We start from the raw sequence: 26,430 nt of genomic DNA, 5'->3' as shown, positions 1-26,430 counted from the left end.
GTTGCTGCGATAATAGCAGGCGGGACCGGGCGTAGGACATGAGGCACATTCAGGGAGCAAAGCGAGTGGCGGCGACAGCAGTCGCAAAGCTATAAACATTGTTTATCAATAATTAAATTATTGACTATCAATAAAGCATCTATAGTCGATGATATCGATTATCGATAATGATTCCTGATGCCATGTGCTTCCGCTGCAAAAAGGTTCTCTGAATGATGTACAATTTGACCACTGCCAAGCTGCCCAACTGCAATATCGGGGTGCTGCTATGAGCATCCAGCTGACACGCCGCAAGGCGCTCATAGGCGGCGGCGCGGTTGCCACTATAGCCGCTACGGCAGGCACCGGTTTTCTGATCATGAAAGAACCGTCATCGGCACCGGGGCCATTTGCGCTTGAAGCCTTGAAAAAGGATCTGAAAATATGGCGACAGGCGCTGTTGCAAAGGCATCCGCGATGGCATGGCCACAATCAGCTGGATGATGCGACCGAAACCGCATTTCAGGCCGTCGCCGCCTCAATTACGCAACCTCTTAGCCGACAAGATGCGTTCCGGGCATTCGGCAGGATGAATCCCTATTTCCGCGATGCCCATACTCTTTTGATGCCATCACTTAATGGCCGTGGTCCCTATGATGACATGGACAAGCAATTTCCTTTCGGTGTGGATGTGAATCCTGACGGCAGCTTCTCCCTGCGCAGCAGCTGGACACATCAGGGCAGCGAATATCCGTTGCTGAAAGGCGGAGCCGAGATACTCGCGATAAATGGTGTTGATGCTTCCCGGATATTGGGGCGGATCAGGCCCTATAGCCATGGCGAAACCGAGATATTGCGTGGCTATATTCTTTCCCTGCTGCTGCCCCAATGGCTTGATTGCGTGCTTGGCTGGCGCGACCGCTTCTCCATTGTCATGCGGGAGGGCAGTGCGACGCGCCAAATCGTGTGGAAATCGGGCGATCCCTGGGAGGCTGATGATGCCAAGACCCGCTATGTGCCCGAGATTGCCTGGCCCATGCCCGGCATGGCTGTGCTGCGCGTGCCGACCTTTGATGTCGATGAAGACCCGGCTTTTTTTGAGAAACAGATTGCGGATTGCTTCGCCCAACTGAACAGGCGCGGTACAGACAGGCTGGTGATTGATATTCGCGGCAATACCGGGGGGCAGAGCGATGCTGGCGCACAGATCATAAGTCGCCTCATCGACAAGCCGGTTACGCAAGTGGCCCGGGCGCGCGAAAAGCTGAATGAAGACAATAATGGTATATTGGGATGGTATGGCGAGCCAGGAACCATGCGCGAATTCGATATGGATGCAGAGCAGATAGAGCCTGTTTCACCCGACCAGCGGTTCAGCGGGCAAAGCTATGTCTGGATAGATGAACTGAGCTATTCGGCATCCATCCTCTTTGCGACAGCAATGCAGGATCATGGCATTGCCAGGCTGATCGGCACGCCCACCGGTGGCTTTGCCAATCAAACCGGCAATATGATGCCAACACGTTTACCCACAACCGGGTTCAACGCCTATATCGCGACACGTGAATTTCTCAGGCCCAGTGGCGATGCGCGTGTTGGGCCTGTGATGCCGGATATTCTGCAGGATAAGGGGGAGAGCGATGCGGCGTTTTTGCGGCGTATATAGCGAAGCAGAATTTTGGAATTGGCAAGCTGTTGCTGTAAATTCGTCTATCTAACCATTGCAGGATTATCGTACAGACCATCATGGCTTTATCGACTTTAGAGACGGTTGGAACTGCGCTTAAGGCCAGCTCTGTTTTGGAGCTTGATGACCGCATATTGAGCAAAGTCGTTGCAGGGAGCACTCTTTTCCTTGCGATATTCATCGTCCTGTATCAGCCTTTTCAGCTAGACGAATCCAGCCTGCCCGACCTGGTTTTTGTATCCATCAGCACAGCAATCATCGTCTTCCTGTACACCTATGGCTTTTATCGGCTGGCCTCAGGCTTTTTGCGGAAATATCCGCGTTTTCGCAGCAAACGCCTTTATGTGGAAATTGCAACGACACTAGCCGTCACAATCGCAGCAAGCATGACAGTTTATGCGCTGCGTATAGGACAAGGTCAGGTCCCGATATCATTATCAAATGCCGTACTTTTTCTCTATTTTGCACTGACAGTCACACCGCTTTTGGTGGTTGTCACACGAACAGTGTTGGTAATCCGGGAAATGGCGAAAATGCTGGGTAGAAACACCCCAAAGATGAGTCAGACCGGAAATATTATGACGGATGAGCCTATCATCCATATTGCAAGGGAGGGGAATGAACCTCCGCTTGTTTTCAAATCTGGCGATTTTATCTGCGCATCGGCGGAGGGAAATTATGTGCAGATCGTTTTGGACTCAAGGCTGACAGATCCGGAGATACTGATCCGGTCTACATTCACTGCGTTTTTGCAGCAGGTAAACCATATCGCGCATTATCGACAAAGCCACCGGTCACATATGGTCAATCTGGACAAGGTGTTGAACATCACCGGTGATGCACAAGACAAGCGGCTGAGGTTGCGTGGTACCACACGCCTGATCCCGGTATCGCGATCCCGGGTAAAATCGATCCTGTATGATCTTGCAGATCTGCAGAATCAAAAGCGCTTGCACTCACTTCCCAAAAACCATCTGGCCTGATCGCTGATTATGCGCTTAGCTTGGCTGGCGCTCTAACGATATCCATTCGTCACAAATCTTTTCGTTTCGTCCCAGCATGCTGGAAGAACCACCGATTTTCATCAAGCCCTGCACTTATTGCGCGCCGTCCAGTGCGTGCCTCAAGCATGTTTTGCGGGATGAGAATTGATGAAAAAACTTGGCATAGCCGCTATTTTTATCAGCCTGTGCGTTATCACATTTGTGTCGACCGGTTGCAGCTACAAGCATCTTTTGCCTCGAGGGCCTGCACTCACGCCTGATGCAACAGTCTCTGCCGGAACCGGGCATTTTGTGATGACCGCCTATAAAAATACAGACAGGAAGAGAATCCGGGTCTGGACGCATAGGCCTGAGGACTGGCAAGCGGGAGACCAGGTTCTCTTCGTGATGCATGGTATGTCACGAAATGCGAAAGACTATCTCGATGCATGGCTGGATATTGCCGATCAAAAGAACATTCTCATTATAGCACCCGAATTTCACAACAAATTCTACAAATATACGACCATTGATTATCAGGACGGTAACTTATTCGGCCTTTTTGGTGAAAAGAACCCGCGAGAAGAATGGGCGTTTCAGGTCATCGACAATATTATTGAGAAAATTGAGTCTGATAATGACTTTCGCATTGAGAAATATGATATGTTTGGCCACTCGGGCGGCGGTCAATTTGTCCACCGCATGGTGCTGTTTTATCCTGACGAGCGTCTGAATATTGCGATTGCGGCAAATGCAGGTGTTTATTCCTTCTCGGATACCACTGGTGATTATCCCTACACACTGCCCAAAGGCTATTCTCTATCTGCTCAAGCTATTGAGAAGAAACTGATTGTCTTGGTCGGAGAACAGGATACAGCGACTGACACTGGGTCGCTGGATGTTTCAAAAGCGGCACTGCGTCAAGGTGCCAACCGGCTGGAGCGTGGGGGGAATTTCTTCAATGCAGGCCAGAGCATCGCAAAGGCAGAGAATCTGGATTTCGCTTGGTCGTTTCAGGTGGTTCCAGATGTCGGGCATGATTTCATGTTAATGACAGAGGCTGCTGCAGATCTTCTTTAGGTCTCCATAGTGACGATCATGACAACCCATTCACTCTGCAGATTCTATCGCTAACCGTCCACGCCATCACGCAATCGCTCATGGTGGCGGATCACTTCATCAATGATGAAGCGCAGGAATTTCGCCGAGAATTCCGGATCGAGATTGGCATCCAGTGCCAGCTGCTTGAGGCGGGCAATCTGCCGCTGCTCGCGCTCGGGGTCGGCCGGGGCGAGTTCGGACCGGGCCTTGTGCTCGCCCACCGCCTGGGTGATCTTGAAGCGCTCGGCCAGCATGAAGACCAGCGCCGCGTCGATATTGTCGATGCTCTGGCGGTAGGCGGATAAGATCGGGTCGTCGGCCATGGTCGATTCCTGTGCAGCGGGCGTTTGCCGCATGTTAATACGCTTAGGGCTTGCCATATAGCCTGCAGATTGCCAAATCACCGCACATGACTGCAACCGTGCATCCGCTTCACCGCGACAACAATCCATCGCTTAACCCCATCATGGCACTGGTGGCGCAGGATATGAACGCGGTGAACAGCATCATATTGGAGCGGATGCAGTCGGAAATCCCCCTTATTCCGGAGCTTGCCGGCCATCTGATAGCCGGTGGCGGCAAGCGGATGCGACCGATGCTGACACTGGCGAGCGCCAAGCTGCTCGATTATCCCGGTACGCGCCATCACAAGCTGGCTGCGGCAGTGGAGTTCATCCATACCGCGACGCTGCTGCATGATGATGTTGTCGACGGATCGGATATGCGCCGCGGCAAGACGGCGGCCAATCTGGTGTTCGGTAATCCGGCGACGGTACTGGTCGGCGATTTTCTGTTTAGTCGCTCATTCGAACTGATGGTTGAGGATGGTTCGCTCAAAGTGCTACGCATCCTTTCCAACGCATCGGCGGTGATTGCCGAGGGTGAGGTTGACCAGTTGACCGCCCAGCGCCGTATCGAGACCGATGAGGAGCGCTATCTGTCGATCATCGGTGCCAAGACGGCAGCGCTGTTCGCAGCCGCCTGCCGCATTTCTGCGGTGGTTGCCGAGCGCGATGAGGCGACCGAACTGGCGCTTGATGCCTATGGTCGCAATCTGGGGATTGCGTTCCAGCTGATAGACGATGCGATCGATTACACATCCGATTCCGAGACGATGGGCAAGGGGGTTGGCGATGATTTTCGCGAGGGCAAGGTAACGCTGCCGATCATCCTCTCCTATGCGCGCGGCGATACCGAAGAGCGCAAATTCTGGGAAGATGCGATTGCTGGCCACCGCTCGAGCGATGAGGATCTGGCCCATGCCATCCGCCTGATGCGCGACAATGGCGCGGTGGACGATACCATTGAGCGCGCGCGACTTTATGGCCAGCGGGCCATCGATGCTATTGCCGGCTTTCCCTCGGGCGATGCCAAGGCAGCGATGACCGAAACAGTCGCCTTTGCCATTTCGCGGGGATATTAGCACAGTTGCCGGAAAAGCGATTTACAATCAGACCATTGCAGGCTGCTGATTGTCATGCGCTACCGGCGATCGAGATCGATGCCGCTGCCGCTTTTGCCGATCTGCCCGATTATGCGCATATCGCCAGCGCCGATGTTCCGGACGCGGAAGAACGCGAATACATGTTGCAGAAAGGGCCAGCCTGGCTGGCGCTGGACAGCACCGGTGAAGCGCCAATCGGCTTCTTGCAAACCGATAGCCGTTCGAGCGATATCTATATTCAGGAACTGTCCGTGAGCAGCCAGTGGCAGGGCAAGGGGGTAGGGCGCACCCTGCTGGATACAGCGCAGCAATTTGCCCGCGACCATGGTTTTGGCGCAATCACGCTGACCACCTTCCGCGCAGTGCCATGGAATGCGCCATTTTATGCGCGTTACGGCTTTGCCATGCTGGAGGAGGATATGCCCGGCTATCTGGAACAGCATCTGCAGAATGAGGCGGATAACGGACTGGCACGCGAGACCCGCTGTGCGATGCGGCTCGCCATTGACCCATGAGCAGTGTTGGCCTGCCGATAGCATCGGTACTGCCCAAGTTGATGGCGGTGCTGGCCGATACCACTAATGCGGTGTTGGTCGCACCCCCGGGGGCGGGCAAGACCACCGCTGTAGCGCCGGAATTGCTGGAACAGCGATGGCTCAGTGGCAGGATATTCCTGTTATCGCCGCGCCGGGTGGCGGCGCGCGGGGCGGCGGAGCGGATGGCGGAACTGGCGGGTGAAACTGTTGGCGCAACCTATGGTTATATGACCCGGATGGACAGCCGCACCAGCAGTACCACGCGAGTGGTGGTGATGACCGAGGGTGTGTTCCTGCAACAGATACAGCGCCAGCCCGATCTGCCCGATGTATCGGCAGTGCTGTTCGACGAGGTGCATGAGCGCAGCCTCAACAGCGATTTCGGTCTGGCGTTGGCGCTCGAAGCCCAGACGGCGCTGCGGCCCGATTTGCGGCTGCTGGCTATGTCCGCAACGGTCGATGGTGAACGCTATGCCGCGCTGATGGGCAATGCGCCGGTGATCACCAGCGAGGGGCGCAGCTATCCGCTGACCTTTCATCATGTCGGTCGCGATAGCCGCCAACCCCTCGCGGTCAGCATGGCCCGGATTGCGACGCAGGCCTTGGCCGAAACCGAAGGCGATATCCTCTGTTTCCTGCCCGGCATTGGCGATATCCGGGCTACCGAGCGACGGCTGGCGCATATGATCGATGATAGTATCGCGCTGGTGCCGCTGCATGGCGGTCTGTCGAGTGCCGAGCAGCGGCGTGCCATCCGCCGCGATGGCGAGGGACGGCGCAAGCTGATCCTCTCCACCAATATTGCCGAGACCAGCCTGACCATCGATGGCGTCTGCGTCGTGGTCGACAGTGGCATGGCACGCAAGGCGCATTTCGATCTCAAATCGGGCGATACAAGGCTGGTGACCGAACGCGCCAGCCAGGCTTCGGTGACGCAGCGCGCAGGTCGTGCCGGACGTCAGGCACCGGGCATTGTCTATCGCGCCTGGGAGGAAGCGGCGACCAAGGGCTTTCCGGTCTTTGACACCCCCGAGATCAGCGACAGCGACCTGATGCCATTGGTGCTGCAATGCAGCCTCTGGGGAGCGCGCGACCCTGCGGCCTTGCCCTGGCTCGATCCACCGCCACTGGCTGCGCTGGCTGTCGCGACGAACGCGCTGCAGCGTTTCGGCGCGATTGACGATGACGGGGCGATCACGTCGCATGGTCGATCTATGGCCGCGCTGCCGCTGCCGCCGCCACTGGCGCATATGCTGATTGTTGCCGTACGCTCCGGTCAGGCGGAGAGTGCTGCCCGCATCGCATTGCTGTTGCAGGAGCGCGGGCTCGGCGGCGACAGCATCGATCTCGAGCACCGTTTGCGACATTTTGCGGATGCGGCAGACAGGCGCAGCCAGAATGCGCGCAAGCTTGCTGCCCGCTGGGCCAAAATGGCGAGGGCAGAGGCACCACAGAATGGAGGGGTTGATTTGCGCGATGCGCCGCCTGCAATTTTGCTGGTTCAGGCTTTTCCCGACCGGCTGGCGCGGCGGCAGGACGGGCAGGGCGAATATTGGTCATCAGCGGGTGGGCGACGTTATCGGCTCGAAACCGACTCCAGCCTGAAGGCAGCGGAGTGGCTGGTGGTCGGTCATGCCCAGGGTGAGGCAGCATCGGCGCGGATAGCCAGCGCCATGGCACTGTCCGAAGCCGATACGCTGCACTGGTGCACTGACCGGATCGTCGAGACCGAGCAGCTCAGTTACAATGCCGAAGCTGATCGCGTCGAAGCCCGGCTTGAGCGCAAGCTGGGAGCAATTCGGCTCGCCAGTGTGCCCATCGCCAGTCCCGATCCGGATGCCGCTACAGCGGCATTGATTCAATATGTTGCCGATCATGGCCTGGATGTGCTTCCATGGCCGGAATCGGCCAAAGCGCTGCGGCAGCGCGCGTCCTATTGCGATGTCGAGGCGCTGTCGGATGGAGCCTTGCGCGATACGCTCGACCAGTGGCTTGCGCCGGCTCTTGCCGGTCGCCGCCGCTTTACCGGTCTGGATAGCGCTACGCTCGACTCACATCTGCGCGGCCTGCTCGACTGGGATACGCTGCAGACCATCGACACCATGGCCCCGACGCATTTCACCAGCCCGGCAGGGACACGCCATGTGATCGACTACGCCGCCGATGCCGCCCCCAGCGTCACGCTGCGAGTGCAGGCGCTGTACGGGCTGGCCGAACATCCTGCCATCGGCCGCCCGGCCATTGCGTTGGTGTTGAACCTGACGTCTCCGGCTGGTCGGGTGGTGCAGACGACGCGTGACCTGCCAGCCTTCTGGTCGGGCAGTTGGACCGATGTGCGCCGTGACATGAAGGGGCGCTATCCCAAGCATGTCTGGCCGGAAAACCCGGTTTCTGCTATAGCCGATATGCGGACCAAAAATGCCCAGGCGCGTTCCGGCAACGGGAAAAAGGCCTGAGCCCATAACGTCGCTATTGACCGCCCCAAAGGGTTGCGGCAGAGCGCAACCGCATTTGTTGCAACCATGATTGCGAGACGAGACCTCAGGAACCGACCATGCCCGCACGTATCTATCAGAATCCGAAAAACGCCATGCAGTCGGGGCGTGCCCTGACCGACCAGTGGATATTGGAATTCGAGCCTGCGGAAGCCAAGAAGCCCGATCCGCTGACCGGTTGGGCCGGATCAGGCGATACGAAACAGCAGCTGCGGTTGAAATTCCCCAATTGCGAGGCCGCCAAGGCCTATGCCGAGAAATATGGCATATCCGCGCGTATTGTCCACACACCGCGACGGAGCCTGAAAATCCAGGCCTATGCCGATAATTTCGGCTGATTATTGCGGTTAGCGCGAACGCTATTTCAGTATATCGCTGCCGAGTAGTAACAGCATGCGGGTATCAATGCCGCATCCTTTCGCGCGCTTGGCATCGATAAAGTCGGCAACGCCATTGAGCGGCACCCGGTGTACGGTGATATTCTCGCCATCGACCCCGCCGCCATCGGAGACCTTCACACATTCGGTGGCGCGGAACAGGTGAAAGCTCTCGCTGACCATGCCCGGTGAGGAATAGAAAAGGCCCAGTGGTTCCATCTTGCCGGGGCGATAGCCGGTCTCCTCTTCCAGTTCGCGCGCGGCCGCGCTTTCCGGGTCTTCCTCGCCTTCATCATCGCCGATCAGACCCGCAGGCAGTTCGAGACAATTGCAGCCCAAGGGCACGCGATATTGCTCAACCAGCAATACATCACCCCCGACCAGCGCCAGCAATACCCCGGCCTCTATGCCCCGGCTGCGCGAGACATATTCCCAACGTCCTTTGCGGTGGGTGGTGATAAAGCGCCCCTGCCACATAATCTCGACGGGATGATCATGGTCGAAATGATCGGTCATGCCGCTGCGCTTTCTGAAGAAGAGGGGGAAAATTAAAGCTCAATCAGCCTGTCGGGCAGCTCATTGGGGTTGGCATCGCTCTTCGGGAAGTGTTCGCTCAGAACGACACCGACCTTCTCGACTGCGGCGGCCATCCCTTCACCCGGTTCGCCGCGCTTTGCACCGTCTATCAGCGCCGCCATTGCATCGCCCCAGACTTCGGGGTCGACCTTGTTGGCAATGGCATCATCGGCGACAATCTCGGCCCGGTGTTCAGCCATGGAAAGATAGATCAATATGCCGGTCAGCGCCATGGTGCGGCGTTCGGCACCGACCTTGAAATACTGTATGGCGCGGCGACGCACCCGACGCTCCTTGGTCGCCTTGGGGGTGACCGCCATGCGCAGCGGCATCCAGGCAAAAAGGTAGCGCCCTGCAAGGAAGATGAGCAGGCTCATGCCCAGCATCAGTGTCATATATTGCGCTGTGGTATAGCGGGTCTTCCAGCCGCTCGCGACCAGTGCACTGGCATCGATCCAGAAACTGGGGAAGATCGCCAGGCTGGAGAGGAAGAGGAACAGCAGTCCCAGCGCATAGTGTAGCCCGACATCATGATAGGCGTCGGACTTTTCGGTCACGATGGTGACGATCTCGCCATCGGTGGTCTGCTCTGCCTTGCTGACCGCATTGCTGACCAGTTCATGATCATGCGGCGTCATCTGATTGACTTTTGCCATTACCAGTTTCCCTCAATCACCAGCCACCGGAGGCGCCGCCGCCGCCAAAGCCGCCGCCACCGCCTCCGAAACCGCCGCCGCCAAAGCCGCCACCGCCCCAGGAAGATCCACCGGAAGAGCCGCCGCCCCAGCCACCGCCGCCCCAGATGATGATGGGACCGGCCGAGCCGTTCTTATACTTGCGGCCTTTACGGCGCGAGAAGAGGGCTGGCAGCACGAAGAAGAACAATATGGCGAGCCAGAAGATCAGCATTCCGGCATTTCCCGAACGATTGTCCTGACGATCGGAACGTTCTGCGGCCAGCGCATTTTGCCGTGCCTCTTCCTCGGGTAGGGTAAGTTGCGTCAGCAGGCCGTCGGTGCCGGCGGCAATGCCTGCGGCATAATCGCCATCACGGAAAAACGGCAGGATATCGTCATTGATGATCCGGCTGGACAGCGCATCAGTCAGTATCGGTTCGAGGCCATAGCCGACCTCGATCCGCACCTTGCGCTCATTCGGCGCAACCAGCAGGATGACGCCATTGTCTTTCTCGGCATCGCCGCCGCTATCGGCTTGGCCGATCCCCCATGTGCGGCCCAGCTGATAGCCATAGTCCTCGATGGGATAGTCCTGCAGGCTATTGACCGTGGCAACCACCAGCTGCCGCGTTGAATTGGCCTCCAGCGCCGCCAGCTGAGCGGTAAGCTGCTGCTCCTGACTGTCGGTCAGCAGATTGGCCTGATCTACAACGCGTCCTGTGAGCTCGGGAAAGTCCTGTGCTCTGGCAAGACCACCAAGGCTCGCGCCGACAAGCAGCGCGAGAATAATGGCGAGATATTTGACGCGAGCAATCACCCGCCAAATTCAACCGTAGGTGCGGTTTCCGAGCCCGGAGCAGCCTCGAACGGTGCCATAGGTTCGGCACCATGGATCAGCTTGGCACCGATCGCGTCGGGGAATGTGCGGATGGTGGTGTTATATTTGCGCACCGCCTCATTATAATCGCGACGCGCGATATTGATCCGGTTTTCCGTGCCTTCGAGCTGGCTTTGCAGGTCGCGGAAATTGGCGTTGGACTGGATCTGCGGATAGGCCTCGAAGCTGGCGAGCAGGCGGCCAAGGCCGGCACCCAGCTGTTCCTGTGCTGCGGCAAATTCACCAATCTTGCTGGCATCGGTCAGATCATTGGCGCTGACCTGGATCGATGTGGCCCTGGCCCTGGCTTCGGTTACCTGGGTCAATATTTCCTCTTCCGATGCTGCGGCGGCTTTGACCGTGTTCACCAGATTGGGAATCAGGTCGGAGCGGCGTTGATAAGCGGCCTCGACATTGGCCCATTCGGCCTTGGCGGCTTCTTCCGCGGTGGGCACGCTGTTGATGCCGCAGGCGGACAGGGTGATCGTCGCGGCGGCCAGCGCCAGAAACTTCCAGAATCGCATGAAATATCCCTCCTCAGAACTGTTAGCGTTATATAAGAACAACACAGCGCTTTTTCAATTGTAAAGCCCTATCAGCGGCTATGAAATCACGGTATTTTCTCCTCGACATTTGCGGTGCCATGGCTAGAGATGCCGCTGATATCTAGGGAGTTTCAGCATGTTCGCAGAATTCAGGGATTTTATCGCCCGCGGCAATGTTATCGATCTGGCGGTTGCGGTCATTATCGGTGGTGCCTTCGCCACCATCACCACCTCGCTGACGCAGGATATCATCATGCCGGTTGTCGGTGCGATTTTCGGCGGTGCAGACTTTGCCAACAGCTTCATCCTGCTCGGGCCGGTGCCCGAAGGCTATGAAGGATCGCTGACCAGCTATGCCGATCTGAAAGAGGCCGGTGTGCCACTGCTTGGCTATGGCCAGTTCATCACCGTGTTGATCAACTTTGTCATCCTCGCCTTTGTGATCTTCCTGATGGTACGCCAGGCCAACAAGATGATCGAGGCGGCGAAGAAAAAGGAAGAAGAGGAAGCCGCGCCCGAGCCCGAAGGCCCGAGCGAGACCGAGTTGCTGGAAAAAATTCTTGAAGAGCTGAAGAAACAGTAATTTTCGGCTGTTTTCTGGGATGATGGATGATCTGTAGCGGCCTTTGCCGCTACGATCACTTTTCATTCAGTTTTCCCGCGTTATATAGGGTCTGTCCGTTTCGGCGGACTATGACGATAAAGTGCAGCGTACAATAGGCACAGCGGACCCGGGGGCAGTACCCGGCGGCTCCACCATATATCCCGGTTTCCGGGGTTTCTGACGGGGCCGAACCAGGATCGACGTGTGTTGAAAAGCGGTGTTTTCGTTCGGGCTGAGTAACCCGTTAAAGGCTCAAAACCAATAAGTGCAAACGATAACGAAGCACTCGCACTTGCTGCCTAATCATGCGGCCTAACGGCTAGAGATTAGAAAGTAATTTGCGCGGTCGGACCCACCGGGCAACAGAAGGGATTCCAGCGGCTTCAGGGGTGCCGGGCAACAGAAACCCCTGACCCTCTCTCACATCGCTGGCAATGCTGGTTAATGATCGGGGCCGTAGGCGCGCTGATAGTCGATGGCGTCGAGTATCTTGGCGCCGGCGAGGAACACCGCGCCGGTACAGCACAGGAATAGCAGCCAGCCACCGACACCGGGGAACTGGACGAGATATTTCGAGCCGCGTTCGACGGCACCGAGAGACAGGGCATAGATGATCAGATAGGCTTCGAATTTGGTCTTGATCAGGAACAAACGGCGCAGTTTTTTCAGCATGATATAATGAGAGCAATCCTTATGCCAATGGCGGAAAAGCTGGGGTTGTGATGGTTAGCATTCAGTAAACTGTAAACTAAACCGACAGTGCTTTTGCCACTGGCGCTTCCAGTTCGCCAAGGCCAAGCGTTGCCAGCAATGCGCTGCGGGCCGCCACAGCCTGTGCGACCAGTTCCGGTGAGCCGATGTCATCGGCGTGAATCTGCTCTGGCCAGTATTCCTCAACGACCGATGCAATATGTGCAAGCTGCTGGGCCGTGGCGATGAAGCGGCTGTCGACTGTTGCCGGATCCGCAACCACACGCAGCCGCAGACAGGCAGGACCGCCGCCATTGGCCATGGATTGGCGGACATCGACCGGAACAAGACGGCGAATCGGACCATTGCCTGCCACCATATCCTGCAGCCAGTGCCACACCGCCGGGGTCTTCTGCGCCTCGGTGGGCAGGATCAAGGCCATCCCTGCACTATCAGGCAATGTCACCAGCTGGGCGTTGAACAGATAGCTGCGAATGGCATCGGCGAGCGACACCGCCGATGCCGGTACCTCGACAATCTCTGCCCAGGGGCAATGCGCACGAATGTCGGCCAGCGCCGCATCGCGATCGGCAAAGGCCTGCTCATGGGTGAACAGCACATTCTCATTGGCAACCGCGACGACATCATTGTGAAACGCGCCGGCTTCAATCGCTACAGGTGACTGTTCGATAAACAGTGTGTTGGCCTGATCCAGCCCATGGCGACGGGCTATAGCGCGGCTGGCTTCCTCATGCTGACGCGCCGGAAAGGAACCCCCTGAACGACCATAGACAAACACTTCTATGCCGACCTCGCCATGGGCCGGGCAGAGCCGCATATGATTGGCCGCGCCCTCATCGCCATAGGGCGGCGGCACCGGCCCGTGCACCGCGAAATGATCACCATCGGCAAAGGCCAGTTGCAGCTGCGCCAGCGTATCGGGCCATTCATGGCTGCGATGCGGCATGGTCACCAGATTGGCGACAGTGAGATGGCAGCGTCCGTCATGACTGTCCGGCGCCGGGCTGACGGTGGCAGCATTGGCGGCCCACATGGACGAGGCCGAGAACGCTGCGGCACGGATATGCGGATCGGCGCTGACATAATCGGTCGCCAGCGATTTCAGCCAGCCATGATCGGGGCGGGGCAGCGGCATGAAAAAGCCCTGTGCCAGACCGAGGTCGAGATTGGCCTGCATTTTGGCAACACCCTGCAAAGCCGCATCACGTGGGCGCGATATCGCTCCGGCATTATTCGCCGAGGCAAGATTGCCGGGACTCAGCCCGGCGTAATTGTGCGTCGGGCCGATAATGCCGTCAAAGTTGATCTCGGTAAGGGGCATATATCGGGCTTTCCAGCGTTAGCGTGCTATCATCAGCAGTTCTTCACCGCTTGCAATATCCAGCGTATCGATCGCATCATCATCCAGCATCACGCCCTCATCACCTTTAGCGACCATGGCATAGGCGCAACGGAAATCGCGCAGCTTTCCGGTAGCGACCAACGCTTTATGGGCTTTGTCGGCGCTATTATTGTCGAGCCGGTCGATCAGTTTTGTGCGTTCCGCGCCGGCAATGGATTTCACATTATCGGTACGCGCCACCATGGTCGGGCCGCCGTCAAAAATGTCGACATAATTTTCGAAGACAAAGCCTTCATTCTCCAGCATCCGCATGGCGGCCCGACCGCTGACATGCGGGCGACCGATGACATTGCGCGCATCCTCATCCAGCATGGCGGTATAGATCGGGTTTTTCGGCATCAGGTCAGCGATAAACTGATTGCCGTGCAGCGCATTGAACATATCGGCTTCATCAAAACTCATGCCAAAAAACTTGCCGCCAATGCCATCCCAAAAGGGCGAGTCACCTGCATCATCGATAATCCCGCGCAATTCGGCGAGAAGCTGACCGGCAAAACGCGCGCGGTGCTGGGCGATGAACAGATAGCGGCTGCGCGCGAGCAAAAGCCCAAGCCCGCCAGCACGTTCATTCGGGTGTAGGAACAGCCCGCCAACTTCGGACGATCCCTCCAGGTCAGTAACCAAGCTGAGCATTTCAGCACGAAATGTCCGGTCCAGCTCATCGCTATATTGGGTCAGCGTGCTCATGCGATAGGAATAGAAGGGCCATTGCTGTCCGACCTGGGTAAACAGCTGGCATGTGCCGCGCACCTGTCTGGTATCGATATTCTCCAACACCATGACAAAGCGCTCATCGGCAAGTTCGTCGACAGTGCGGGCAAAGGCGGTATCGGACTGCTCCAGCTTGGCGCGCAGCGAAGAGCGATCGGCGGGTAAATTGGTGAATCCGCCGCCGGTGAGCTTCGCCATTTCATACAGTGCCTGCAGATCATCCAGCCGCGCCGCGCGAATGCGGAAGCTCATAAACCGCCTCTTTTTTCCATGCGCATGATGGTCAGTGCCGAAAGCCGTGCGCGCTCGGCCAGGCTGTCGACAATCATGAATTCGTCAGATGAATGAATCGCGCCGCCGCGCACGCCCATGGTATCGACCACCGGCACCCCGCAGGCGGCGATGTTGTTGCCGTCGCACACCCCGCCCGTAGCCCGGTGGCTGATGGACAGGCCCAGATCGGCGCCACATTGCTTGACCAGCGTAAACAGCTTTTCGGCTTGGTCATCAATCGGCTTTGGCGGCCGTCCAAAGCCGCCATGGGCGTGAATCGAGACCTCATGCTCTGCCGCAACAGCTTCCATAAGCTGGTCCAGCGATTGCTCGGCAAAGCTCTGCATATCAGGTGTTTTGGGGCGGAAATTGACATGCAATATTGCATGATCGGGCACGACATTGTTTGCGGCACCGCCCTCGATCTTTGCCGGATTGCACGCCAGTCCTTCGCGGGTCAGACCTTTCAGCGCCACCGCCAGCGCAGAGGCGGCGACAATGGCGTTGCGGCCTTCCTCCGGGTTGCGTCCGGCATGGGCGGATCTGCCGGTGATATGGATGGCGTAATTGCCCGATCCGCCGCGCGCGCCGGCCAAAGTGCCATCGGGCAGGGCGGGTTCATAGGTAAGGGCAGCCACCTTGCCGCTGGCGAGTTCAGCGATCAGCGCTGCCGATGCGCCTGAGCCGACTTCCTCGTCGCTGTTGATCAATATGTCATAGCCGATGCTGGTGCCCGCCTTCTCCACCGCCTGAAGCGCAGCCAGCATCACAGATATACCGCCCTTCATATCGGCAAGGCCGGGGCCGTTGAGTATGCCGGGTTCGAGCCATTTCTGCTGCTGAAACGGATGATCCACGGGGAAGACCGTGTCCATATGGCCGGTAAAGAGCAGCCGGAAATTGGCATTGGGCCGCACCCGCACCACCAGATGCTGGCCACGCTTGATCGCCCGGATGCTGCCATCGCTGGTCATCTGCTCTACCGGATCAGGGTCAACCAGTTCGGCGCTGCCGGGCAGGACAGAGAATGCCAGTTGCAGCACCTTCGCCATATGGGTCAGGCCATCGAGATTGCCCGATCCGCTGTTGATTGCGGACCAGTCCTGCACCTGTTTGAGCATATGGTCCTGGTCGATGGAGTCGAGTGCCGCCTGTTCATCGGCGGTGAGAGATAGCGTCTGGGTCATGCCCGATGCTTTAGCGACTAAATCATGATGCCGCCAGCCATCGCCACGGACATTTACAAGCCGGTCGGCTTGCGTCATAGGGATGGCCACTTCTCCTCCCCCGGACAATATTATGCATATTGCTTCACTGCCTGACTGGTGGTGCAGACCAAGAATCGGGAGCATGTTTATGACCGACACTATCACGCGCGCAGGGTTGCAGATTCACACTGGTCTCGCCCGGTTCTTCGAGCAGGATGTTTTGCCGCCGCTGGATATCGACGCGGCGGATTACTGGCACAAGCTGGCCGATCTGCTGGCGCGATTTGCTCCGGACAATGCGGCGTTGCTCGCCGAACGCACGCGCCTGCAAAACACCATCAGCGCCTGGAATCAGCAGCAGCCGGGCCAGCCCGACGCATCGGCCTATAGAGCTTTCCTGAAGGAGATCGGCTATCTGGCGGAAGAGCCGGTGCCATTCACCGTCGACACCAAGAATGTCGATGCCGAAATTGCCACCATGGCCGGGCCGCAACTGGTGGTCCCGGCGCTTAATGACCGTTTTGTGATCAACGCCGCCAATGCCCGCTGGGGCAGCCTTTATGACGCACTTTATGGCACCGATGCGATCGACGCGCCGCCTGCAAAACCGGGAGGCTATGACACAGTACGCGGCGCGGCGGTGATCAAACGCGCGCGTGCCTTGCTCGATGAGATTGCACCTCTGCGCAACGGCAGCTGGTCCGACTGGAGCGGCGGTGATGCCGACCTGGCGGGTCCGGCGGAGCTGGTTGGTCGCGATGGCGAATCGCTGCTCATTCGCCACAATGGCCTGCACCTGATCGTGGTTATCGATCGCGACCATCCGATTGGCCGCGACGATCCGGCGGGGATTGCCGATGTCATCATGGAAGCCGCGATCAGCACTATTATCGACATGGAAGATTCGGTTGCGGCGGTTGATGGCGAGGACAAGCTTACCGGCTATCGCAACTGGCTGGGCCTGATGCGCGGTGACCTCCGCGCGACCTTCACCAAGGGCGGTAAGGAAATGACCCGTACCCTGGCCGAAGACCGGAATTTTACCGATCTGTCGGGCAATGGCTTCACCCTGCCGGGGCGCAGCATGCTGTTTGTGCGCAATGTCGGACATCTGATGACCAACCCGGCGGTGCTGCTGTCCGATGGCAGCGAAGCACCCGAGGGGATACTCGATGCCTGGTTCACGACCACCATAGCCTGTCATGACCTCAAAGGCTTGGGCCGGCTGCGTAACAGCCGCAGCGGATCGGTATATATTGTGAAGCCGAAGATGCACGGCCCTGCCGAATGTGCCTTTACCAACAGCCTGTTCGATGCCGTCGAGGATGGCCTGGGGCTGGCGCGGCATAGCATCAAGGTCGGTGTTATGGATGAGGAGCGTCGCACTTCTGCCAATCTTGCGGCCTGTATCCATGCCGTGCGCCACCGGATCGCTTTCATCAACACCGGCTTTCTCGATCGCACCGGCGATGAAATCCATACCGCGATGCAGGCCGGGGCGATGGTACGCAAGGCCGATATGAAGGAGTCGCGCTGGATCCAGGCCTATGAGAAGCGCAATGTCGCCATCGGCCTGAATTGCGGCCTGTCGGGCCGGGCGCAGATCGGCAAGGGCATGTGGGCCGCGCCCGACATGATGGCCGATATGATGAAACAGAAAATCGGCCACCCGAAAACCGGCGCCAACACCGCCTGGGTGCCGAGCCCGACTGCAGCGACGCTGCATGCCATCCATTATCACCGTGTTGATGTGTTTGACCGGCAGAAGGAAGTGGCGCAGGAACCGGTGCTGCCGCTCGAGGCCTTGCTGACGCTGCCGCTGGCCGAAAATGCCCGCTGGTCTGAGGAGGAGATCACCGCCGAGCTGGACAATAATGCGCAGGGCATATTGGGTTATGTTGTGCGCTGGATCGATCAGGGCGTCGGCTGCTCCAAGGTGCCCGATATCCATGATGTCGGCCTGATGGAAGACCGGGCGACGCTGCGCATCTCGTCACAGCATATCGCCAACTGGCTGCACCATGGCATTTGCACCGCAGAGCAGGTAGAGACCGCATTGCTGCGCATGGCGGCCAAGGTCGATGCCCAGAATGCCAGGGACCCGGCCTATCAGCCACTGATCGGCAATGAAGATGGTGCGGCTTTCAGTGCAGCGCGTGATCTGATTTTCAAGGGTGCGCAGCAGCCGAGCGGCTATACCGAACCACTGCTGCATCGCTATCGCCGCGCGTTTAAGGGCATCTGATTAGAAGAGACTAGATTGGATTGCCCTTCATATCAATTCGGCCTTCAAGAATCGCAAAGACTTTTTCAATGCGCTTATTCTGAGTCGCCTCCCGTTTTGCCGACGCGATCATATAGGCAAGGGCGCGACGTTTTCCCGGACTTGCATCATCCCATAAGGCTTTCACTGCAGGAGCTTTTGCCAAAGCAGACTCAAGAGAATGCGGTACGTCGACGGCATCTTGATCTGCTATACGAAAGCGGACAGTGACTTCGTCACCGAGGGACTTCCGGATGGAAGTCAGCAATTTTCGCGATAGCAAAATATAGTGCTGGCCGCGCACCGGGGTCAGGGCTGCTTCTATTGGAAAATCTTCGACCTCTCCGGTGATACGAAGTTTTGGAAAGTCAGATAGTGGCAACCCGCTTTTGATGTCTTCTGGTACAAAAACGACGGAATAACGGTACTTTTCCGAACCTACGTCATGGTGCACTACCGTTGCTGTAAAAATATGAGGGTAGAAACCGTCCATCAGAGCGCCCGGGCGAGCTGAATATAGTCGTTAACGTCCAATGTTTCAGCCCGTCTTGTCGGGTCTATATCACACATGCTTAGCGCCTCCAGCGCGCGCGGCACCGGTTTCAGGCTTTGGCGCAGCATCTTGCGGCGCTGGCCGAAGGCGGCAGCGGTCAGCGCCTGTATTGTCTGTGAGCGCACGCCTTCAGGGGCCGGTTCCGGCGTTATATGTACCACTGCCGACATCACCTTTGGTGGCGGGGTAAAGGCGCTGCGGTGCACCTTCATCGCGATATGTGCTGCGCTGCGCCACTGCGCCAGCACCGCGAGGCGGCCATAGGCACCGGTCCTGGGCTGTGCGACAATGCGCTCGGCCACCTCGCGCTGAAACATCAGCGTCAGCGATTGCCATAATGGCGGCCAGTCTTCGCCCGACAGCCAGTCGACGAGTAGCGCGGTCCCGACATTATAGGGCAGATTGGCGACGATATGGCATGGGCCGGGACTGAGCTGGTCGAGGGGGAGAGCGGTAGCATCGCCTTCGATCACATGCAGCTGGCCGGGAAAGGCATCGGACAGCTCGGCAAGAGCCGGCAGGCAGCGGCTATCACGCTCGACTGCGGTGACCCGTGCGCAGGTGCGCAGCAATGCCCGGGTCAGTCCGCCCGGACCGGGACCGATTTCGACGACATGCGCCGCCGACAGGTCGCCGGGTATTGCCGCAATCCGGTCGAGCAGCTGTTCGTCGAGCAGGAAATTCTGCCCCAGCGCCTTGCTGGCAGAGAGACCATGACGCGCTATGACATCGCGGATCGGCGGCAATGCAGGGCTTACGCTCCCTTGCTGGGGCTTATTCGCCATAAATGTCGCGATGGTGGCGCGCCGTCATTGCCATCCTGATTGCCGCTATCATCGATGCCGGATTGGCGATGCCCTGTCCGGCGATGTTGAACGCTGTGCCATGATCGGGCGAGGTACGGATGATCGGCAGACCCAGAGTCATGTTGACACCATCGTCGAAATGCAGCGTCTTAAGCGGTACCAGCGCCTGATCATGATATTGGCACAAAACCACATCGTAATTTTTGCGCGCGGCCGCATGAAAAAGCGTATCGGCGGACAGTGGCCCGGTAACATCCATTCCCTCGTCACGAAGCTCGGTAATGGCCGGAGCGATAATCGTGGCTTCCTCATCGCCAAGACGTCTGTTCTCACCGGCATGCGGGTTGAGACCGGCAACAGCTATTCGCGGTTCGGCAATCCCGAAATTGCGATGCATGCCCTTGGCGGCTGCGCGCGCCCGCGCCTTGAGCAATTCGCCGGTTAGCTGCTGCGGAACCTGCGAAATCGGGATATGCACCGTGACCGGTACCACGCGCAGTGTCGGACCGGCCAGCAACATCACCGCATTCTCCTTGGCGACACCGCAGCGTTCAGCGATAAATTCGGTCTGGCCCGGATGGGTGAAACCGATTTGCTGAAGGGAATCCTTGGAAACCGGTGCGGTGATGATCCCGGCAACACCGCCGGCACGCGCGAGGCCGACCCCGATTTCCAGCGCCTGCAACGCGCATTGGGCGCTGGCGTTGGAGGGCTGGCCGGGGGTTACATTACCGCAGTCCTGAACATGCAGTACCGGCAGTGCAGTGGCAAAATACCGTACCGCATCTTCCGGCGAGTCGATCTGGACCACGGGGATATCGGCAAAGGCATGAAACGCCGCGATATCACCGAGAACAAAGAACGGCGCCAATCGTTCATCATCACGCGCGCGCCAACTCTTGGCTATGATTTCGGGTCCGATACCGGCCGGATCGCCCGATGATATGGCATATATCCGGGACATTTCCGGGTCGCTGCTCCTGGTCAGCAGAGTATCAGTTATAATCGATCACCGCGTCGCGGCGCAGGTCGCGTAAATAGATGCGCGCGCGCTTTTCTATCCGTTCCTGCTCCATATTGGTCATCAACTCATCGGCGGATGGGCCACTGCTGACCTTGGGGTCATCGCGACCGCACAGCACCAGCACCCGGACACCGCCGCTGATCGAACCGAAGGGCTGTGTCGCTTCACCAACCGACAGGTTAAGCATGGTGTCCTGCAGCTGTCCCGGCAGATTGCGGATGACGACATCGTCATTGTCGACCACCGAGGCACCGACTTCGCGGGCGACACGATCAGCATCGCCGCAGCCGCGAATGGTGTTTGCAGCGCTGGCGAATCGTGATGCCTGATTGGTCGCTTCGGCCTCGGTAATATCATCGGGGAACAGGATCGCCAGCTGCTTCAGGCTGAGCCGTGCATCGCGCGGATCGGCGCTGAGGATCTTGCGCTTGTCGATCAGATACATAATCGAAAACCCGCCGGGAAGCTCGACCGGCCCTGCAAGCTGTCCTACCGCCATGGTCTGGGCAATTTCCGCCATTTCATTGGGTAGTACTTCGAGGCGGACCCAGCCCAGATCACCGCCACGGGCAGCGGTGGAGGCTTCGGACCATTGCTTTGCTAGGGCAGCAAAACTACCGCCTTCCTGGATCTGCGCCATGATCCGGCGGCCATTCTGAAAGATTTCGCTGGCATTATTCGGTGTCGCGGACAGGAAAATCTCGCCGATGCGATATTCTTCGGTGCCCTTCGATGCCTGCAGCCGTTCGATGATAGACTGGACCTCGTCTTCAGAGACGTTGATAAAAGGCATGATGTTGCGGCGCAACAGCGATTGCCAGGCCAGCTCACCCATGATCTGACGTTTCAGGCTTCTCGGCGAAGATCCATTCTCACGCAGATAGGCATCGAGATTCTCCGGTTCTGTCCGGAAGTTGCCGCGGGCAATGCCGAGATAGGTCTGGTCGATTTCGCTCTGCGATATGGTGATGTCGTTGGCCGCGGCTTCCTGGATTTGCAGCGTTTCGTCGATCAGGTTGCGCAACACTTCGAGACGCAAACGTGGTATGTCCTTTTCGGGGATTTTGCCACCGCTCGATGCGATCAGCAGCGCCATCCGATGATCAATATCCGTACCGGTTATGATTTCGCCGTTCACAATCGCGGTGGCACGGCGAACATTGGGGTCATTCTTTCCAAAAATCGTGGGATCCTGGGGAATATTGAGCTGCGTTGCCGGGACGCCGGGATCGCTGACCGTCTGCGCTGCGGTGCCGGCGGCCGTGACCACCATAGTCAGGGACAGGGCACATGTCGTGAGTGTTTTGGCTAGGGTAATCATCATCTTCTTCACTGAATCAAGAAAAGGCATAGCGGCCATATATTGCGTCTTTCATGGCCATATATCCATTCGCATCTGCCAGCCATAGGCTTAACCTATGCTGAGTGTATCACGCGACTTGAGCCTATGACCGGATAAAGGATAGCCCGGCAAAAGCCAAGGCCCGGCAACACGCGGCAGGAGGCGGTATTTCATGGTACCGGGTGTCAGCACAGCGCGTCATATCCCCAGATTGCGCAGAGCAAAGCGCAGCAGGAAGGTGTTGCCGCGCGCGGCATCGCCAATGGCCACGAAGTCGCGGCGCCAGGTGAAGCCGAGCGAAATACAGTCATCGTCATAGGCGATGCCGAGACGGGTACGGATCGGCTCGAAACCGTCGGAGAAGTTGGTGGGATCCTCCTGGGCATCGGTAAGATCGAAAATGCCCGAGCCGAAGACCGACCAGTAACGGTCAATCTGCACCCGCCCGGCGACGCGCAATTCCTCTCGGTCCTGCAGATCCTCGATTTCCGGGCCAATGTCGCGGTTAAGCCGCAAATAGCTGATCTGGCCATAGGTGCGGCGCGAACCCACCGTAGCGTCGATCTCATTGCGACGCACCGCCAGATTGTCCTTGTCGAGGCGGTAGCGGTGGGTGAATTTGACGATATCACGGAACCGCAATTCGGTGCGGCCGACAACATCCGATGTGCGTTCGGCGAGCCCGGTGCCCACCGGGATGATGTCAGACTTGTCATTGAAGCGGTAGCTCTGGCCGATAACGGCGTCGATCCGCATTCCGGGGCGCTCCAACTGCCATTCCAGGCCATAGACCACGCGCACGCCTTCCTCGACCCGGTCGAAGCCGGGCAGGCGGTTGAGGGCAAACAGATTGCCGGTCTCCAGTTCGATCGCCCGGGCATCCTCATTGGGAATATCGAGATTCTGCCCCGGTGTGGTTGCCACCACCTGCACCCGTGGCGTCAGCGTCTGCACCCCGCCAAAGGCTTTGCCGACAAAAGGCCATTGGACATCGGCAGCGACCGAACCGATAGCGCGGCCTTCAAAGCCGGGATTGCCGCGATAGACCAGTGTTGGCGTCAGTGCGTTCTCATCGCTATTGTAAATGTCGCCACGGCCATAGGCGGTGAGAGTGAATAACTGACCGCCGGACGTGACACGCTTCAAATCCCACCGGGCCGAGGCAAAGGCGCGCTGGGTGTCCTGGCCATCGGTACGGCCAATGGCCAGGGTGTTGAAGCGGAATTCAAGCCGCCCCCCGGCGAGCGGGTCATCCATGCGCTGACGATAATCGACGATCGGAAGGGCAATTGGCACCTGGCCCTGCGGATCATTGACCCGCAGCGTCTGGGTGGCCCAGCCCAGCAGTGCGAAATAGCTGTCCTCATCGACCCGCTCGGCCTTGATGGTCGAACGCAGCCGGTCATCGCGGCTGATGTCATAACGGCGCAGAAAGGTGCGGTCCGTGGTCGCCCGGATCGATCCGGTAATGCTCCAATAGGGTGAGAGCTGGAACCGGCCAACGGCATCGAAATAGCCACGAAAATCGCGTTCCGACGACAGCGGCACGGTGGCGCCTACGGGAATGCGCGAGCTGGCGGTGGCATAGCCGGTGATCTGATAGGCGCCATCGGTGGTCAGCGCACGATATTGTCCCTGCACCATGGGCAGAACATCGCTGAAGACGCTGGTGGTCACGGTAAGGTCGCGATTAGGTGCGAGCGCAAAATAATAAGGCTGACTATATTCCAGACCGTTCGCCTGGCTTAGCCGGGCATTGGGGACCAGCAGGCCCGAACGGTTGGCATCGTCGATCGGATGACTGAACCCCGGCAATGGGATCAGCGGCAAGCCGAACAGTTCCAGCCGCGCACCCTCATAGCTGACCTTCTTTTTTACGGGATCGTAAATCACGCGGACGGCCTTGATCTGCCAGCTTGGTGATTTGGGGCAGCCCTCCTTGTCCTGCACGGCGCAGGCGGTGTAGCTGGCCTCGTTCAAGGTGATAAAACCGTCACCGCGCTCCGCCTTGTTGGCGACGATGCGGCCGCCTTCATCAAGCACCAGCAGAATATTCTCTATCACCCCGGCGCGGATATCCTCGGTTAGCACGATGGTGTCGCCATAGATCACGCCGCCCGGGTCGATAATCCGCACATTGCCCGAAGCCCGGACCTCTCCGCTCTTGCGGTCCCAGCTGACGCTTTCGGCGCGCAATATCTGTTCATTGCGTCTCACGATGACGTCGCCGCTGGCGGTGATACGATCCGCTTCATTATCATAGCGAATGATATCGGCGGAAAAATCGATTTCCCGATCATCACCCAGCATGTCAGAAAGCCTGTCGGCATCGCTGGTTTCCGGGCTGGTTTCCGGGCTGGTTTCCGGCTGGGCAGGTTCCGGCCCGGCTTCACTATCCTGAGCGAAAGCCGGTGCCGCGAGACTCGCAGCCGACAGCACCAGCAGACTCGGGCCGATCGTCCTGACAGGGCATAGAGAAGCCCCGCATATCCTGCGATATCCTTGATTTTTCGCAACTGTGCCTGGCAACTGGCTCACCTCTTCTGTGCCGGTCTTTTGCACAAAGGCGGCAAAAGGCAAAGCGCGAAAGACAAGGCGGCATGGAAAGACGACGGGCGGGCACGGATATTGTCACGGCAAATGTTGCGCAATAATTGACCCGGTCGGATGAAGGCGCTTTAAGCTGCGGGACGCCATCGCTATATGGCCTTGCATCACAGGCAGTATCCGCCGCGTTCTATCTCAGGGTCCGGACCCTAATACCCCAGGAGCACATCATCATGCAGATCAGTTTTACCGACAGCCCTTCCGCAGCTTCGCTGCGCTGCTATCTTGTCGGATCGGATGATTTGCAGAATGCCGCACTGCCCGAGCCCCATGGCAAGGCGATTGTCGAGGCCGCGCGCAGCGCCCGTTTTCGAGGGCAGCCGGGCAATATCTTCGAGACTTTCGCATCGGTCGATGGCACGCAACAGCGGCTGGTGCTGATCGGTATCGGCGGCAAGGATGCCAGCGCGCGTGACATGGAAAAAGCCGGTGGTGCGCTCACCGCACGCTATCTCGCATCGGGCGTCGAGGCCGCGCATCTCGATATTGCCGCTTCGCCATCGGAGATTTCCGCCGATAATCTGGTGAACCTGCTTATGGGTGCGTTGCTGCGCAGCTGGCGGATCGACGAATATCGCACCAAATTGGCCGATGATGCCAAGCCGACCCTGACATCGCTGACGGTCGCGGGAGCCGCAGCTGGCACCGAGGGGCAATGGAACGATGCGCTGGCGATCGCCGAAGGGGTGTTCTTTACCCGCGAACTGGTGGCCCAGCCGGCCAACAAGGTTTATCCGGAGAGCTTTGTCGAGCGTTGCCAGCACCTCACGGAGCTTGGTGTCGAAATCCGGGTGCTCGACGATGCCGAAATGGAAGAACTGGGCATGGGGGCATTGCTCGGCGTGGCTCAGGGCTCGGTGCGGCCGGCGCGGCTGCTGGCGATGCGCTGGGACGGCACCAATGGTACGGAAAAGACACCAATTGCCTTTGTTGGCAAGGGTGTAACCTTCGATACGGGTGGTATCTCGCTCAAGCCGCCGGCGGGCATGGAAGACATGAAATGGGACATGGGCGGTGCCGGTGCCGTTGCCGGCGCGATGAAGGCGCTGGCCGGGCGCAAGGCGAAGGCACATGTTATCGGCATTTGCGGGTTGGTCGAGAATATGCCCGATGGCAATGCCCAGCGTCCGGGTGATATCGTCACCACCATGTCGGGCCAGACGGTCGAGGTGATCAACACCGATGCCGAGGGTCGTCTGGTACTCTGCGATGCGCTGCACTGGTGCCAGGAAACCTACAAGCCGAAATATATTGTCGATCTGGCGACCTTGACCGGAGCAATCATCATTTCGCTCGGCCATGAGCATTGCGGCATGTTCACCAATGACGATGAGCTGGCAGGCATGTTGAACAATGCGGCGGATGCATCGGGTGACAAAGTGTGGCGCTTCCCGCTGGGCAAGGCCTATGACAAGCTGATCGACTCGCCGATTGCCGATATCCGCAATGTCGGGCCGCGCGGCGCCGGTTCGATTACTGCAGCGCAGTTTCTGCAGCGCTTCATTCAGGATGGCGTCAAATGGGCGCATCTGGACATTGCCGGCATGGCATGGGCCGATAAGGCCGGGCCGCTATGGGAGAAGGGCGCAACCGGCTATGGTGTGCGTCTGCTCGACCAGCTGATCGCCGACAATTTCGAGCAGAAATAA

At 58.4% G+C, this 26,430-nt stretch carries 24 protein-coding genes; 10 read left to right on the top strand and 14 right to left on the bottom strand.

The genetic code is table 11. From position 1 onward, the window contains the following. The first annotated feature begins 268 nt into the window (after positions 1-268). The 3 genes from AAFX04_07535 to AAFX04_07525 all read left to right on the top strand — a co-directional run bounded on the left by AAFX04_07535 (position 269) and on the right by AAFX04_07525 (position 3,729). Positions 269-1,645, top strand: coding sequence for a S41 family peptidase (locus AAFX04_07535; protein MEO1045275.1), 1,377 nt, complete (start codon positions 269-271; stop codon positions 1,643-1,645). A gap of 80 nt (positions 1,646-1,725) precedes the next feature. Then, positions 1,726-2,649, top strand: coding sequence for a LytTR family DNA-binding domain-containing protein (locus AAFX04_07530; GenBank protein ID MEO1045274.1), 924 nt, complete (start codon positions 1,726-1,728; stop codon positions 2,647-2,649). A gap of 168 nt (positions 2,650-2,817) precedes the next feature. Next, entirely contained in the window at positions 2,818-3,729 is a 912-nt protein-coding gene (locus tag AAFX04_07525) for a hypothetical protein (protein ID MEO1045273.1), read from the top strand. A 50-nt stretch (positions 3,730-3,779) separates the two neighbouring features. On the opposite strand, the gene AAFX04_07520 is transcribed toward AAFX04_07525, so the two are convergent. Then, positions 3,780-4,073 carry a chorismate mutase gene (locus tag AAFX04_07520; GenBank protein MEO1045272.1) on the bottom strand — a complete coding sequence of 98 codons (294 nt, stop codon included), beginning with the start codon at positions 4,071-4,073 and terminating at the stop codon, positions 3,780-3,782. A gap of 86 nt (positions 4,074-4,159) precedes the next feature. Here AAFX04_07520 and AAFX04_07515 point away from each other — a divergent pair, with 86 nt between their 5' ends. From AAFX04_07515 to AAFX04_07500, 4 genes are all read left to right on the top strand, one after another. Beyond that, a complete protein-coding gene (locus AAFX04_07515; protein MEO1045271.1) occupies positions 4,160-5,173 on the top strand; it encodes a polyprenyl synthetase family protein in 1,014 nt (337 codons plus the stop codon). Between the two features lie 35 nt (positions 5,174-5,208). Next, complete coding sequence (locus AAFX04_07510; protein MEO1045270.1) at positions 5,209-5,709, top strand: GNAT family N-acetyltransferase; 501 nt, start codon at positions 5,209-5,211, stop codon at positions 5,707-5,709. Further along, entirely contained in the window at positions 5,706-8,186 is a 2,481-nt protein-coding gene (gene hrpB, locus AAFX04_07505; protein ID MEO1045269.1) for an ATP-dependent helicase HrpB, read from the top strand. The genes AAFX04_07510 and hrpB overlap by 4 nt, the downstream gene beginning before the upstream one ends. A 98-nt stretch (positions 8,187-8,284) precedes the next feature. Continuing rightward, positions 8,285-8,563: an ETC complex I subunit gene (locus AAFX04_07500; GenBank protein MEO1045268.1), complete on the top strand. Its 279-nt coding sequence runs from the start codon at positions 8,285-8,287 to the stop codon at positions 8,561-8,563. 21 nt (positions 8,564-8,584) lie between these two features. Here AAFX04_07500 and AAFX04_07495 read toward each other — a convergent pair whose 3' ends face one another. From AAFX04_07495 to AAFX04_07480, 4 genes are read right to left on the bottom strand one after another with little or no spacing between them, the layout of a single operon-like run. Further along, the gene (locus AAFX04_07495; protein MEO1045267.1) at positions 8,585-9,118 is read right to left on the bottom strand and encodes an NUDIX hydrolase; all 534 of its coding nucleotides are present in this window, start codon (positions 9,116-9,118) and stop codon (positions 8,585-8,587) included. 32 nt (positions 9,119-9,150) lie between these two features. Beyond that, entirely contained in the window at positions 9,151-9,834 is a 684-nt protein-coding gene (locus AAFX04_07490; protein MEO1045266.1) for a hypothetical protein, read from the bottom strand. A gap of 16 nt (positions 9,835-9,850) precedes the next feature. Further along, on the bottom strand, positions 9,851-10,669 hold the full coding sequence (locus AAFX04_07485; protein ID MEO1045265.1) for a TPM domain-containing protein: 819 nt from the start codon (positions 10,667-10,669) through the stop codon (positions 9,851-9,853). Then, positions 10,669-11,256: a LemA family protein gene (locus AAFX04_07480; GenBank protein ID MEO1045264.1), complete on the bottom strand. Its 588-nt coding sequence runs from the start codon at positions 11,254-11,256 to the stop codon at positions 10,669-10,671. Before AAFX04_07480 ends, AAFX04_07485 begins: the two co-directional genes overlap by 1 nt. A 157-nt stretch (positions 11,257-11,413) precedes the next feature. Between AAFX04_07480 and mscL the strand changes: the two genes are divergently transcribed. Next, positions 11,414-11,860, top strand: a complete 447-nt coding sequence (mscL, locus tag AAFX04_07475; protein ID MEO1045263.1) for a large conductance mechanosensitive channel protein MscL — start codon at positions 11,414-11,416, stop codon at positions 11,858-11,860. Positions 11,861-12,322: 462 nt separating this feature from the next. Here the strand turns inward: mscL and AAFX04_07470 are convergent, their stop codons facing one another. From AAFX04_07470 to AAFX04_07455, 4 genes are all read right to left on the bottom strand, one after another. Next, complete coding sequence (locus tag AAFX04_07470; GenBank protein MEO1045262.1) at positions 12,323-12,553, bottom strand: hypothetical protein; 231 nt, start codon at positions 12,551-12,553, stop codon at positions 12,323-12,325. A 76-nt stretch (positions 12,554-12,629) separates the two neighbouring features. Continuing rightward, the gene (locus AAFX04_07465) at positions 12,630-13,913 is read right to left on the bottom strand and encodes an N-succinylarginine dihydrolase (protein ID MEO1045261.1); all 1,284 of its coding nucleotides are present in this window, start codon (positions 13,911-13,913) and stop codon (positions 12,630-12,632) included. Between the two features lie 18 nt (positions 13,914-13,931). Beyond that, positions 13,932-14,957, bottom strand: a complete 1,026-nt coding sequence (locus AAFX04_07460) for an arginine N-succinyltransferase (GenBank protein ID MEO1045260.1) — start codon at positions 14,955-14,957, stop codon at positions 13,932-13,934. Beyond that, a complete protein-coding gene (locus AAFX04_07455; protein MEO1045259.1) occupies positions 14,954-16,165 on the bottom strand; it encodes a hydrolase in 1,212 nt (403 codons plus the stop codon). Before AAFX04_07455 ends, AAFX04_07460 begins: the two co-directional genes overlap by 4 nt. Before the next feature lie 169 nt (positions 16,166-16,334). Between AAFX04_07455 and AAFX04_07450 the strand changes: the two genes are divergently transcribed. Then, complete coding sequence (locus AAFX04_07450) at positions 16,335-18,431, top strand: malate synthase G (protein ID MEO1045258.1); 2,097 nt, start codon at positions 16,335-16,337, stop codon at positions 18,429-18,431. Positions 18,432-18,441: 10 nt separating this feature from the next. Here the strand turns inward: AAFX04_07450 and AAFX04_07445 are convergent, their stop codons facing one another. The 5 genes from AAFX04_07445 to lptD all read right to left on the bottom strand — a co-directional run bounded on the left by AAFX04_07445 (position 18,442) and on the right by lptD (position 24,613). Further along, on the bottom strand, positions 18,442-18,942 hold the full coding sequence (locus AAFX04_07445; GenBank protein MEO1045257.1) for a YdeI/OmpD-associated family protein: 501 nt from the start codon (positions 18,940-18,942) through the stop codon (positions 18,442-18,444). Further along, positions 18,942-19,787: a 16S rRNA (adenine(1518)-N(6)/adenine(1519)-N(6))-dimethyltransferase RsmA gene (gene rsmA / locus AAFX04_07440; protein MEO1045256.1), complete on the bottom strand. Its 846-nt coding sequence runs from the start codon at positions 19,785-19,787 to the stop codon at positions 18,942-18,944. The genes AAFX04_07445 and rsmA overlap by 1 nt, the downstream gene beginning before the upstream one ends. Next, positions 19,777-20,772: a 4-hydroxythreonine-4-phosphate dehydrogenase PdxA gene (gene pdxA, locus AAFX04_07435; GenBank protein ID MEO1045255.1), complete on the bottom strand. Its 996-nt coding sequence runs from the start codon at positions 20,770-20,772 to the stop codon at positions 19,777-19,779. The genes rsmA and pdxA overlap by 11 nt, the downstream gene beginning before the upstream one ends. Before the next feature lie 31 nt (positions 20,773-20,803). After that, entirely contained in the window at positions 20,804-22,105 is a 1,302-nt protein-coding gene (locus AAFX04_07430) for a peptidylprolyl isomerase (GenBank protein MEO1045254.1), read from the bottom strand. Between the two features lie 267 nt (positions 22,106-22,372). Next, positions 22,373-24,613, bottom strand: a complete 2,241-nt coding sequence (lptD, locus tag AAFX04_07425; protein MEO1045253.1) for an LPS assembly protein LptD — start codon at positions 24,611-24,613, stop codon at positions 22,373-22,375. A gap of 341 nt (positions 24,614-24,954) precedes the next feature. Between lptD and AAFX04_07420 the strand changes: the two genes are divergently transcribed. Further along, a complete protein-coding gene (locus tag AAFX04_07420) occupies positions 24,955-26,430 on the top strand; it encodes a leucyl aminopeptidase (protein ID MEO1045252.1) in 1,476 nt (491 codons plus the stop codon).

Source organism: Pseudomonadota bacterium (assembly GCA_039818985.1).
Lineage (GTDB): Bacteria > Pseudomonadota > Alphaproteobacteria > Sphingomonadales > Sphingomonadaceae > Alterisphingorhabdus.
The sequence above is the reverse complement of the archived record's forward strand: the minus strand, read 5'-3'. Positions and strand labels throughout refer to the sequence as shown.